At 71.5% G+C, this 12,977-nt stretch carries 7 protein-coding genes; all 7 read left to right on the forward strand.

The window, feature by feature from the left end:
- Positions 1–114: 114 nt before the first annotated feature.
- The 7 genes from AB0A65_RS18405 (at position 115) to AB0A65_RS18435 (ending at position 12,963) form a co-directional block, all read left to right on the forward strand.
- Positions 115–1,680, forward strand: coding sequence for a sugar ABC transporter ATP-binding protein (locus tag AB0A65_RS18405; RefSeq protein WP_359952619.1), 1,566 nt, complete (start codon positions 115–117; stop codon positions 1,678–1,680).
- Entirely contained in the window at positions 1,677–2,738 is a 1,062-nt protein-coding gene (locus AB0A65_RS18410; protein ID WP_359952620.1) for an ABC transporter permease, read from the forward strand. The genes AB0A65_RS18405 and AB0A65_RS18410 overlap by 4 nt, the downstream gene beginning before the upstream one ends.
- A complete protein-coding gene (locus AB0A65_RS18415) occupies positions 2,735–3,763 on the forward strand; it encodes a sugar ABC transporter permease (RefSeq protein ID WP_359952622.1) in 1,029 nt (342 codons plus the stop codon). Before AB0A65_RS18410 ends, AB0A65_RS18415 begins: the two co-directional genes overlap by 4 nt.
- 100 nt (positions 3,764–3,863) lie before the next feature.
- Positions 3,864–6,749: an immunoglobulin-like domain-containing protein gene (locus tag AB0A65_RS18420; RefSeq protein WP_359952623.1), complete on the forward strand. Its 2,886-nt coding sequence runs from the start codon at positions 3,864–3,866 to the stop codon at positions 6,747–6,749.
- A 114-nt stretch (positions 6,750–6,863) separates the two neighbouring features.
- The gene (locus AB0A65_RS18425) at positions 6,864–11,198 is read left to right on the forward strand and encodes a family 43 glycosylhydrolase (RefSeq protein ID WP_359952625.1); all 4,335 of its coding nucleotides are present in this window, start codon (positions 6,864–6,866) and stop codon (positions 11,196–11,198) included.
- A 65-nt stretch (positions 11,199–11,263) separates the two neighbouring features.
- The gene (locus AB0A65_RS18430) at positions 11,264–11,869 is read left to right on the forward strand and encodes a hypothetical protein (protein WP_359952627.1); all 606 of its coding nucleotides are present in this window, start codon (positions 11,264–11,266) and stop codon (positions 11,867–11,869) included.
- A gap of 53 nt (positions 11,870–11,922) precedes the next feature.
- Positions 11,923–12,963, forward strand: coding sequence for a DUF916 domain-containing protein (locus tag AB0A65_RS18435; RefSeq protein WP_359952628.1), 1,041 nt, complete (start codon positions 11,923–11,925; stop codon positions 12,961–12,963).
- Positions 12,964–12,977 lie beyond the last annotated feature (14 nt).

The raw sequence follows: 12,977 nt of genomic DNA on the forward strand, positions 1-12,977 counted from the left end.
CCCCTCCTGTTTTTTTCGCCCCCGTTACCCCCCCCCGGGGGGGGGGTCCGACGAGGACCCCGCGCCCCGGACCACCCCGCGGCGCGGCCGCGGCGACAGGATGTGGAGCACGCGATGCCAGAATCGCTTCCGATCGTCGAGATGGTCGGCATCTCGATCGCGTTCCCGGGCGTCAAGGCGCTCGACGGCGTGGGCCTCCGTCTCTTCCCCGGCGAGGTGCACACTCTCATGGGCGAGAACGGGGCCGGGAAGTCGACGCTCATCAAGGCGCTCACCGGCGTCTACAAGATCGACGAGGGCGAGATCCGGATCGCGGGCGAGCCGCGGCGCCTCGGCGGGACCGCCGACGCGCAGCACGCGGGCATCTCCACGGTCTACCAGGAGGTCAACCTCTGCGCGAACCTCACCATCGGCGAGAACGTCATGCTCGGCCACGAGGTGCGCGGCCCCGCGGGCATCAACTGGCGGGCCACCAACAAGGCCGCGGGCGAGACCCTCGCGAAGCTCGGGCTCGGACACCTCAACCCCAGGCAGTCGCTGTCCGCGCTGCCGCTGGCCCTCCAGCAGCTCGTCGCGATCAGCCGCTCCATGGTGGCGAAGTGCAAGGTCCTCATCCTCGACGAGCCGACCTCCAGCCTCGACGCCAACGAGGTCGAGCAGCTGTTCACCGTCATCCGCAACCTGCGCGACCAGGGCGTCGCGATCCTCTTCGTGTCGCACTTCCTCGACCAGGTCTACGCGATCAGCGACCGCCTCACGGTCCTGCGCAACGGCCGCTCCGAAGGCGAGTACCGCACTGAGGAACTCGACCGGGCCCAGCTCATCGCCAAGATGATCGGCCGCGACCTCGCGGCCCTCAAGTCCCTCGACGCGAAGGAGTCCCGCCGCGTCCGCGGCGACGGCCCCCCGCTGTACGCCGCCAAGGGCCTCGGCCGCAAGGGCGCCATCGACGCGGTCGACATCGAGCTGCACCGCGGCGAGGTCGTGGGCCTCGCGGGCCTCCTCGGCTCCGGGCGCACCGAGCTCGCCCGCCTCGTCTACGGCGCCGACCGCCCCGACACCGGGGACGTGGCGGTCGACGGCGAGAAGGCCGAGATCACCACCCCCGCGAAGGCCCTCGCGAAGCACATCGCGTTCTCCAGCGAGAACCGCCGCGACGAGGGCATCGTCCGCGACCTCAGCGTCCGCGAGAACCTCGTCCTCGCCGTCCAGGCCCGCCGCGGCTGGGCCCGCCCGCTGCCGCGCCGCGAGCAGGACGCCATCGTAGCGAAGTACCTTGCGGCCCTGGGCGTCCGCCCCGCCGACCCCGAGCGGCCCGTGCGCCTGCTCTCGGGCGGCAACCAGCAGAAGGTCCTCCTGGGCCGCTGGCTCGCGACCGAGCCGGACCTGCTCATCCTGGACGAGCCGACCCGCGGCATCGACGTCGGCGCCAAGGCCGAGATCCAGGAGTACGTCGCCGACCTCGCCGACGAGGGCCTCGCCGTCCTGTTCATCTCCTCCGAGATCGAGGAGGTCGTCAGGCAGAGCGACCGCATCGTCGTCCTCAAGGACCACCGGAAGATCGCCGAACTCGAAGGCGGGCCCGGCGTGTCCGCCGAATCCATCGTCACCGTCATCGCCGAGGACGGCCTCGGCGACCCGAGTGCGGACACCGCCGTCCGCGAGGAGGCCACCACATGAGCGCGCACGCGCACGGCCCGGCCGAGGCACTCAAGGGCCTCGTCCGCCGCCAGTACTTCTGGGGCATCGTGGCCATCGCGCTGCTGCTCCTCGTCAACCTCGTCAAGGACCCCGGCTACCTGGCCGTCTCCATCGGGTCCTCCGGCAACCTCGTCGGCAACGTCATCGACATCCTCCGCGCCGCCGCGCCGGTCGTCCTGATCGCCGTCGGCATGTGCCTCGTCGTCGCCACCGGCGGCATCGACCTCTCCGTCGGCTCCGTCATGGTCGTCGCCGGAGCCGTCTCCATGGAGTTCCTCTCCGGCGCCCCCGACACCCCCGCCTCCGGCCTCGCCGCGATCGGCCTCGTCATCGCCGTCAGCGCCGCCCTCGGCGCCGTCAACGGCCTGCTCGTGTCCGTCGTCGGCCTCCAGCCCTTCATCTCGACGCTCGTCATCATGCTCGCCGGACGCGGCCTCGCGAAGGTCATCACCGGCGGGCAGAACACGGCCGCCACGAACGAGACGTTCCGGTGGATCGCCAACGGCTACGTCCTCGGCCTCCCCGTCGTCTTCCTCCTCGCCCTGCTCCTCGCCCTCGCCATGGGACTCCTGGTGCGCCGCAGCGCCCTCGGCCTCATGCTCGAAGCGATCGGCATGGACCCCAAGGCCGCCCGCCTCGCGGGCGTCAACCGCCGCGCGCTCCTGTTCACCGTCTACATCCTCGGCGGCGTCCTCGCCGGGTTCGCGGGCGTGTTCGCCACCGCCAGCGTCATGACCGTGGACGTCTCCCGCACCGGCTACCAGCTCGAACTCGACGCGATCCTCGCCGTCGTCATCGGCGGCACGTCCCTCGCGGGCGGCAAGTTCAACATCACCGGGGCCGTCGTCGGCGCGATCCTCATCGCCACCCTCGACAAGACCGTCGTCTTCCTCGGCGTGTCCTCCTCGGCCACACCGGCGTTCAAAGCCGTCGTCATCGTCGTGCTCTGCCTCCTCCAGTCGGAGCGGGTGCGGCGCGCGTTCCGTCAGCGCCGCGCGGCCGCCCGCCCCGCCGAGCGAGAGGCCGTCGCCGCATGAGCACCCTCACCACCGCCCCCGAGCCCACCGGCGCCCGCGCGCTCGCCAAGCGCCTGTCCCTCCACCTCGACACGCTGCCCACCGCGGCCGCCGTCGTCATCTTCATCGGCATGATCGTCTACGGCGAGGCCGCGTACGGGCGCATCGTCCAGTTCAACACCCTGTCCAACCTGCTCATCAACAACGCCCACCTCATCATCCTCACCGTGGGCCTCACCTTCGTGATCCTCACCGGCGGCATCGACCTCTCCGTGGGCGCGGTCATCGCCTTCAGCTCCGTCGCGGGCGTCATGCTCATGAACGCGGGCTGGAACCCCTGGATCGCCATGGTCCTCATGGTCCTCATCGGCACCGCCTTCGGCGCGGCCTCCGGCGTGCTCATCCAGTACTTCCACGTCCAGCCGTTCATCGCCACCCTCGCGATGATGTTCCTGGGCCGCGGCCTCGCCTCGATCCTCAGCACCGTCCCCGAGCGCCTCGCCGACGACTCGCCCGTGCGGGAACTCGGCACGCAGATCAAGGTCTACGACGGCCCGAAGGTCAACGACATCGCCATCACGCCCGGCGTGATCATCGCGGCCGTCGTCGTCCTGGCCGCGTTCTTCGTCCTCCACCGCACCCGCACCGGCCGCACCGTCTACGCCATCGGCGGCTCCGAGCAGTCCGCGCAGCTCATGGGCCTGCCCGTGGCCGCCACCAAGATGTGGGTGTACATCATCAGCGGCTCCCTCGCCGGGCTCGCCGCCGTCGTCTACACCGCCCGCCTCGGCAGCGCCCAGAACATCACCGGCATCGGCTGGGAGCTCGACGCCATCGCCGCCGCCGTCATCGGCGGCACCCTTCTCACCGGCGGCGCCGGGTTCGTCCTCGGCTCGGTCGTGGGCGCGCTCGTCCTCGGCCTCATGAACGTCCTCATCACCCGCGACGGCAGCATCCCGCCCGAAGCGACCACCATCATCACGGGGGGCATCCTCCTCGTGTTCGTCCTCCTCCAGCGCGCCGTCCTCGCCAGACGGCGCGAATAGGCGCCGCAGGCGCACCGCGCACCGGATTCGCGGTGCGCCTGCGGCGACCACTCACCCCCTTCCCATCGCAATGCCCATCTCAACGACGAGAGGCGCCCCCATGCACCCCCGAATCGCCGCCGCCGGCGCCACCGCCGCGCTGGCCCTGGGCCTGGCCGTCACCGCCGTCCCCGCGCACGCCGCCGACGCGGCACCGCTCCTCCACTACACCTTCGACGCCGCGCCCGCCGACGGCACGACCATCCCCGACGAGTCCGGCAACGGCAACGACGGCCTCGTCCGCCAGTCCGGCGCCGCCTTCACCGACGGCGTGCTCTCCCTCCCCGGCGGCTCCTCCACGAGCACTGCCGCGTACGTGGAGATCCCCACCGCCGACCTCGTCGGCCTCCAGGACCTCACCGTCTCCGCCTGGGTCGACGACCGCTCCGGCGCCGCCAACGTCGCGGCCGCCTTCATCGGCGCCCCCGTCGCCTCCGGCGCGTCCTTTTCGAGCGCCTACTGGCTCCTCAACCCCTCCAACCCGAGCGGGTACGTCAAGTCCGTCGTCACCAACACCGCGAACGCCTCCGCGCCGTGGAGCACCGAGATCGGCGCGGGTGCCACGGGAACGCCTACAGCGGGCGTGCGCACCCCGGCCGGGGCCGCGCTCTACACCACCGTCATCGACGGCACGAACGGCGAGCTCACGCTCTACGTCAACGGCGTGAAGACCACCGAGCACGCCATCGGCCGCGACGTCGCCGACTTCGGCGCGAACCTCGTCGCCTACCTCGGCCGCTCCACCTACAAGGACGCGTACTTCGCCGGGGACTTCGACGACCTCGCCGTCTACGGCTCGGCCCTCGACGCCGAAGCGGCGCAGGCGCTCTACAGCGAAGGCGCCCTCGACCGAGCCGTCGCCTCGGTCTCGTTGCAGGCCAGCGCGACCGCGGACTTCACGCTGCCCACTTCGTCTCACGGTGCGACGATCAATTGGGCCTCCGACGGCGACGCCATCGCGGTCGACGGCGGCACCGCGGCCGTGACCCGCCCGTCCCCGGGCTCCGGCGACGCCGTCGTCACCCTGACCGCCACGTTCACCGCCGCAGGCGAGACCCGCACCCGGTCCTACTCGGTCACGGTCCCCGAAGACCTCACCGACACCGAGAAGGCCGACGCCGACCTGGCGTCGATCGCGATCCCGAACGCCGACGACGTGCGCACCAACCTCTCCGTGCCGACCACGGGCGCCAACGGCGCGGCGATCGAGTGGACCGTCCCCTCCGGTGCGCCCGTGGCACTCCGCGACGGCGCCGCCGCAGGCTCGCAGACCCTCGTGGTCGACCGCCCCGCCGCGGGCGGGGACCCGGTGTCCGCGGTCGTCACCGCGACGGCCCGCATCGGCGGTGCCGTCCGCACCCGCGACTTCACGTTGCGCCTCCAGCCGCTCCCCGCCGCGGGGGCCGACGAGGAGGCGTACGTGTGGGCGTTCTTCACCGGCGAGGGCGCGGGCGCCGAACGCGTCAGCCTCGCGGCCTCGCGCGGCAACGACGCCCTGAACTGGAACACCCTCAACGACGGCGAGCCGCTCTTCACCTCCACGCAAGGCACTGAGGGCCTGCGCGACCCGTTCATCATCCGCTCCGCTGAAGGCGACCGGTTCTACATGCTCGCCACCGACCTCAAAGTGGACGGCCTCGCGGGCGGCTTCGACACCGCGCAGCGCAGCGGCTCGCTGTACATCGAGGTGTGGGAGTCGAACGACCTCGTGAACTGGTCCGAGCAGCGCCACGTCAAGGTCTCCGGTGACTACGCGGGCAACACCTGGGCGCCAGAGGCGTACTGGGACGAGGAGCTCGACACCTACGTCGTGTACTGGGCCTCGAACCTGTACGACACGACCGACCCGGCCGACCGCACCGCCGTCACCTACAACCGCATGATGTACGCGACGACCGACGACTTCACCACCTTCTCCGAGGCGCGGCCGTGGGTCGACGTCAAGCGGGGCACCGGCCGCGGCACCATCGACGCCACGATCGCGCAGGTGGACGACACGTACTACCGGTTCATCAAGGACGAGGCGTCGATGACGATCCGCCAGGAGCGCTCGGACGACCTCCTCTCCACCGTGGAAGGCGCCCTGCCGGGCACGACGGGCGCCGCCGACGAGTGGACGCTCGTGAAGGACCAGGTCGCGACCGGCCTCCCGAACGGTGAGCCGGGCGGTACGTTCACGCAGGGCGAGGGCCCGAGCGTGTTCCCCGCCAACGAGGGCGACGTCAACGGCTACGACTGGTACCTCTTCATCGACCAGCCCTCGTACCACGGCGGCCCGAACTACTACATCCCGTTCGCCACCACCGACATCGCGGACGGCGACGCGTGGGAGCCGGTCGGCTCGACGCTGCGCGAGCAGCTGCCGGAGAACGCCGACGGCGGCAAGCCCCGCCACGGCACCGTCGTCCCGGTGACGCGGGCCGAGTACGAGGCGGTGCTCGCGGCCTTCGCGCCGGACCTCGCCGTCGCCGACACCGCCCAGATCGCGGTCACGACCCCCGCGGGCATGGCCCCGGTCCTGCCCGGCGCGCACCTGACGAAGGCCGACGGCTCGGTCCAGGACGTCGCGGTCGCCTGGGACGCGATCGACGCCGCCCAGTACGCGCAGCCCGGCACGTTCACCGTCGCCGGTGTCGCACAAGACGACTCGCGCGCCCCGGTCACGGCCCAAGTGACCGTGACCGCCCCCATCCAGCTCACCGCCTCCGTGCGGTGCGTCGCGGGCAAGGCCACGGTGGCCGTCACCGCTCAGAACACGGGCGGTACCACTGTGGACGTGGTCCTCTCCTCCGGCTTCGGGACCAAGACCCTGACCGGTCTGGCCCCCGGGGCCGCCGCGTCCGCCGCGTTCGCGACGCGGCAGGCCGCCGTCACCGCCGGAACCGTCACCGCCACCGCGGACGGCGCCGTCCTCGAAACCGCTTATCCCGCAATCGACTGCGGCTGAGCCGCGCGGCCCGGTCGCGAGGCCGGGCCGCGGGCTCTTGCCCAGGTCACCTGACATCGCTAATATCTGGTACCGGTAACAATGCTGTTGCCGCTTCCCCTTGAAGGAGAGCGCATGGTCGCCTCAACCCGCGCGGGCCGGTTCACGCTCCGCTCCCTCGCCGCCGCAACGGCACTCGGCATCGCCGTCTCCGGCGCCAGCGCGGCCCAGGCCGCCGCCGACGACCACCTCATCGCGCACTACGCGCTCGACGAGACGACCGGCACGGTCGCCGCCGACAGCTCCGGGAACGGCCGCGACGCCGTGATCGCGGGCGGCGCCACCCTCACCGGCGGCGAAGGCGTCCGCCTCGACGGCAGCGACGACCACGTCAAGCTCCCGAACGACCTCCTCGCCGGGCTCGCCTCGATCACCGTCAGCACCGAGGTCCTCGTCCGCGCCGAGCAGGGCACGCCCTACTTCATCTACGGCCTCGGCAACCCCGCGTCGTCCAGCACCGGCACCGGCTACCTGTTCTCCACCGGCAACGCCTACCGCACGGCCATCACCACCGGCAACTGGTCGGGCGAGCAGAACACCACCAGCGGCGCGAACCTCGCACGCGGCGTGTGGAAGACGATCACCTACACGCTCGACGACGCCACCAACACCGCCACTGTGTACCTCGACGGCGTCCAGGTCGCCCAGAACACCGGCGTCACGATCACCCCCGCGCAGATCGGCGGCGGCACCACCACCGCGAACTACATCGGGCGCTCCAACTACGCCTCCGACAAGTACCTTGCGGGCTCCGTGCGCGACTTCCGCGTCTACGACACCGCCCTCACCGCCGCCGAGGTCGCCGCGCTCCAGCCCACCGACGAGACGAAAGTCCAGCGCGACCTCGCCGCGATCGGCCTCGGCGACCTCGCGAACGTCACCGCCGACCTCACGCTCCCGACCGCGGCGCCCAACGGCTCCCAGGTCACCTGGACCAGCAGCGACGAGGCCGTCATCTCCAGCACCGGACGCGTCACCCGACCCGCAAGCGGCACCGCCGAAGTGACCCTCACGGCCACCGCCGTCAAGAGCTCGGCCACCGCGACCCGCGAGTTCACCGCCACCGTCCCCGCCACCGGGGACGCCGACTACCAGGCCGACCTCGACGCCATCGCCATCCCGAACGCCAGCGACATCCGCGGCAACATCGACCTGCCCCGGACCGGGGCCGTCACCGGCGGCCCCATCGCCTGGACCGCGTCCCGCGGCGGCGTCGTCTCCACCGAGGCCGACGGCGACATCGCCCCCGGCGTCGTCACCCGCGGCGCCACCGACCAGGACGTGGTCCTCACCGCGAGCACCGGCGGCCTGTCCCGCGAGTTCCCGCTCACCGTGCGCGCCGCACACGAGCAGGCCGAGTACGAGGGCTACGCGTTCGCGTACTTCACCGGCAACACCGTCGCGGGGGAGAACGTCCACTTCGCCGCCAGCGACGGGAACAACGCCCTCGCCTGGAACGAGCTGAACGGCGGCCTGCCCGTGCTCTCCTCCCAGTACGGCGAGCAGGGACTGCGGGACCCGTTCATCATCCGCTCGCCCGAGGGCGACACGTTCTACCTCATCGCGACCGACCTCTCCATCGGCTCCGGCACCTCCTGGGACACCTCCCAGCGCCAGGGCAGCCGCTACCTCGAAGTGTGGGAGTCGCACGACCTCGTCAACTGGTCGGCGCAGCGGCACGTGCTCGTCTCGCCCGAGACCGCGGGCAACACCTGGGCCCCCGAGGCGTACTACGACACCGGCCTCGGCGCGTACGTCGTGTTCTGGGCCTCCAAGCTCTACGCCGAGGACGACCCGGCCCACACCGGCTCCACCTACAACCGCATGATGTACGCGACGACCCGCGACTTCACCACGTTCAGCGAGCCGCGGATCTGGCAGGACGGCATGTCCCGCATCGACTCCACGGTCACCCTGGACGACGGCGTCTACTACCGCTTCACCAAGGACGAGGGCGCCGGGACCACCGGCTGCTCCGACATCATCCAGGAGTCCTCGACCACCCTGCGCGCCCCGCTCGACGAGTGGACCATGATCGACTCCTGCATCGGCCGCGACGCCGGCACGAGCGCGGTCGAAGGCCCCTCGATCTTCCAGGCCAACCCCGGCGACGTCAACGGCGGCGGGAAGCACTACCTGTTCGTGGACGAGTACGGCGGGCGCGGGTACATCCCGCTGACCACCGACGACATCGCGACCGGCGGGTGGACCGTCGCGGAGGACTACGACCTCCCCGCGAGCCCGCGGCACGGCACCGTCATCCCCGTGACCGCCGCGGAACTCGCCGGCCTCTACGAGGGCCGCGCCCCGATCTCCTCCAACGAGGACGGCCAGGTCGTGGACTACGACTTCGCCAACGGCTCCGGCACCGTCCTCACCGACGCCTCCGGCAACGGCCGGGACGCGCAGATCAACGGCGCCACCAGATCCGACGGCGCACTCAGCTTCGACGGCACCGACGACTACGTGGACCTGCCCGACGACCTCATGGCCGGCCTCACCGACATCTCCGTGGACGCCGACGTGTGGGTCGACACCGCCCAGTCCGGCAACTACTTCATCTGGGGCCTCGGCAACACCGACGCCGCTGGCAGCGGACGCGGGTACCTCTTCACCACCGGCGACGGCTCCTACCGCACCAGCATCACCACGAGCACTTACAGTTCGGAGCAGACGGCGAGCTCCGGCGCGGCCCTCCCGCGCGGCCGCTGGGCCCACCTCACCTACACGCTCCAAGGCGAGACCGCCCGCCTCTACCTCGACGGCGTCCTCGTCTCCACCAAGGACGGCGTCACCGTCGACCCCGGCGACATCTCCGGCGGCGAGACCTGGGCCAACTACCTCGGCCGCTCCCTCTACGAGCAGGACGGCCGCTTCAAGGGCAAGTTCAAGTCCTTCGCGATCTACGACCGCGCCCTGAGCCCCGCCGAAGTCCTCGACCGGGCGGGCGCCACCGGCGCGGTCACCGACGTGTCCCTCACCGACCCCGCCGCGCTAGCGACGGCCCCGCTCATCGACATGGACGCGCGCACCGTCGTCCTCCCGGTCGTCCCGGGCACCGACGTCACGTCCCTCGCACCGACGTTCACGACCGCCACTGGCGCGACGGCCTCGCCCGCCTCCGGCACCGTCGTGGACCTCTCCGCGCCCGTCGAGTACACGGTCACGGCCGGAGGCGAGTCCACCACCTGGACGTTCTCCGCCCAGACCGTGAACAGCCCCGTCCTGCCCGGCCTCTACGCCGACCCGAACATCGCCGTCTTCGGCGACACCTACTACATCTACGCGACCACCGACGGCTACTCCGGCTGGGGCGGCAAGGACTTCTACGTCTGGTCCTCGAAGGACCTCGTGGACTGGACCCGCTCCGAGGAGCCGATCCTCACCCTGGACGGCGCGAGCGGCGACGTCCCCTGGGCGAGCGGCAACGCGTGGGCGCCGACCATCATCGAACGCGACGGGAAGTACTACTTCTACTTCAGCGGCCACAACACCGCCCTGAACCGCAAGACCATCGGCGTCGCGGTCGCCGACAGCCCCGAGGGCCCGTTCACGGCCCAGCCCGCGGCGATGATCCTCAACAACGAGGCCGTCACCTCCGGCCAGGCGATCGACCCCGCGGCCTTCCACGACCCGGTCTCGGGCAAGTACTACATCGCGTGGGGCAACGGCAGCGCCACGAGCGGCCCGGTCATCGCCGAGCTCAACGACGACATGGTGTCGATCAAGACCGGCACCTACAAGCGGATCTCGGGCCTCACCGACTTCCGCGAGGGCGTCTTCCTCAACTACCGCGAGGGCCTGTACCACCTCACCTACTCCATCGACGACACCGGCTCGGAGAACTACCGCGTCGGCTACGCGACCGCCACCAGCCTCGACGGTCCGTGGACCTACCGCGGCGTGATCCTCCAGAAGGACCCCTCGCTCGGCATCCGCGCCACCGGCCACAGCTCGATCATCAACGTGCCCGGCACGGACGACTGGTACATCGCCTACCACCGCTTCGCCCTCTCCGGCGGCGACGGCACCCACCGCGAGACCACCGTCGACGCCCTCGACATCGGCGAGGACGGGCTCTTCCAGCCCGTCGAGCCGACGCTCACCAGCGTCGCACCGCAACCCGTCGGCCCGCAGATCACCGTGACCCTCGGATCGCGCTGCGTCGCAGGCAAGGTCGTCATCACGGTGTCCGTTGCCAACGACAGCGACGGCACGGTCGGCCTCCTCGTCTCGACCCCCTACGGCGACCGGACGTTCAAGGCCCTCGGGTCCGGAGGCGTCTCGTCCAGCGCGTACACGACCCGCGCCGCCTCAATCGAGGCCGGCACGGTGACCGTGACCGCCACCGGCCAGGACGGCGCCGTCTACACGCGGGAGACCGCCTACGCCGCCGCGGACTGCGGCTGATCCACCCGGGGGGCGGTCCTCGCCCCCCGGTCCAATCCCTGAAAGGACCCCTTATGAATCGTGGAATGGTGAAACGGGCGTCGGTGGCCGCGGTCGGCGGCGCGATGCTCGCCGGCGTCGCGGGCGCGGCGTTCGCGCAGGACCAGGTCGGCTCCGGCTCCGACGTGGACGTCAACGTGGCGATCGAGGACATTGACGAAGGCGTCCTCGCCATGAGCGTGGACGGCACGACCGCGACCCTGGTCGAGGACGGCTCCACGGGCACCGTGCGCCAGTTCACCGGCGAACTCCCCACCGTCACCGTGACCGACACGCGCTCGGCCGACGAGATCCCCGACGGCGCGTTTTGGTGGGTCGAGGGCACCGCGGCGAGCTTCACCGGCGACGCGGGCCAGGACCCCATCGGCGCCGAGAACCTCGGCTGGTCCCCGACGCTCGCCGACGACGGCTCCGGCGCCGTCGCGGTCGGCCCCGACGTGGCCCCCGCCCTGGACACCGACGAGGACCCGAACAACGTCGGCCTCCAAGGCCGCGAACTCCTCGCCATGGCGCTCACCAGCGAAGAGGCGATCGGCACGTGGGAGGCCGGCGCGGAGCTGACCCTCCAGGTCCCCGCCGGCACCGAGCCCGGGAACTACACCTCCACCATCACGCTCTCCCTGTTCGAATGAGACCGCTCGGGCGGGCGCCGTGCGGCGCCCGCCCGACGTGAAAGGCCCCCGCCATGGCATCCCCGGCCCTCCGCGCCCTGCCCCTCGCCGCCCTCCTGCTCCTGGCCGTCCCCGCCGCTCCCGTTGCGGCGCAGACGAACGACGACGCGGGCACGGTGACCTGGTCGGTCCGCCCGGCCGACGCCTCCGGCGAGGACGGTCGCGCCTGGGTCGAACAGGAACTCGACCCCGGCGCGACCGCGACCGAGCACATGGCGGTCCGCAACCTCTCCGACACCGAGGTCACCTTCGCCCTCTCCGCCGCCGACGGCTTCTTCCAGGACAACGGCCGCTTCAGCATGCTGCCTTCCAATGAGCCCTCAGTGGACGCAGGTCTCTGGATCGACGTGCAGGAGACGGTCACCGTCGGCCCCGACGAGACCGCCGTCGTCCCGTTCACCACCACCGTCCCCGACAACGCGACCCCCGGCGACCACGCCGCCGGTATCGCCGCCTCGGTCCTGTCCGAGCAGGTCGGCGCCGACGGCGCCACCGTCGGAGTCGAGTCCCGCGTCGGCTTCCGCGTCATGACCCGCGTGACCGGCGACCTCGCCCCCGCCGTGTCCCTTGAGGACGTGTCGTCCTCCTACGACCTGTCCTGGAACCCCTTCGCCCCCGGCAGCGCCCAGGTCACCTTCACCGTGGTCAACACCGGGAACGCCCGCCTCCTCGTCACCGGCGCCCTCACCGCCGCGGGCGGGGAGGCCGGCTTCCCCGGCCCCGAGGAGATCGACCAGGAGCTCCTGCCGGGGGATGAGCGCACCTTCTCGGTGACAGTGGACGACGTGTGGCCGTTGGTCTACATCCCCGCCGCCCTCGAAATCACCCCCGTGGTCGGTGTCGAAGGCGAAGGCGCCGCGATCGACCCGGTCACCGCCGACGCCGGGTTCTGGGCCGTCCCCTGGCCGCAGCTCATCGCCCTCGCGGGCATCGGCCTCCTGATCTTCTCCACCTTCCGGGGCCGCGCCCGCTCCCGCACCCGCCTGGAGACCCTCCTCGAAGCGGCCCGCGAGGAAGGCCGCCGCGAAGCGGAAGACGAACCCGCCGCCACCTGACGGGCGCATCCCAG

It is taken from the genome of Glycomyces sp. NPDC047010 (assembly GCF_040644205.1).
Classification (GTDB): Bacteria; Actinomycetota; Actinomycetes; order Mycobacteriales; family Micromonosporaceae; genus Glycomyces.

What these genes read in the sequence shown, in the direction of transcription:
- AB0A65_RS18420 (WP_359952623.1), top strand. Translation starts at nt 3,864, where the DNA reads ATGCACCCCCGAATCGCCGCCGCCGGCGCCACCGCCGCGCTGGCCCTG.
- AB0A65_RS18405 (WP_359952619.1), top strand. Translation starts at nt 115, where the DNA reads ATGCCAGAATCGCTTCCGATCGTCGAGATGGTCGGCATCTCGATCGCG.
- AB0A65_RS18410 (WP_359952620.1), top strand. Translation starts at nt 1,677, where the DNA reads ATGAGCGCGCACGCGCACGGCCCGGCCGAGGCACTCAAGGGCCTCGTC.
- AB0A65_RS18415 (WP_359952622.1), top strand. Translation starts at nt 2,735, where the DNA reads ATGAGCACCCTCACCACCGCCCCCGAGCCCACCGGCGCCCGCGCGCTC.
- AB0A65_RS18430 (WP_359952627.1), top strand. Translation starts at nt 11,264, where the DNA reads ATGGTGAAACGGGCGTCGGTGGCCGCGGTCGGCGGCGCGATGCTCGCC.
- AB0A65_RS18435 (WP_359952628.1), top strand. Translation starts at nt 11,923, where the DNA reads ATGGCATCCCCGGCCCTCCGCGCCCTGCCCCTCGCCGCCCTCCTGCTC.
- AB0A65_RS18425 (WP_359952625.1), top strand. Translation starts at nt 6,864, where the DNA reads ATGGTCGCCTCAACCCGCGCGGGCCGGTTCACGCTCCGCTCCCTCGCC.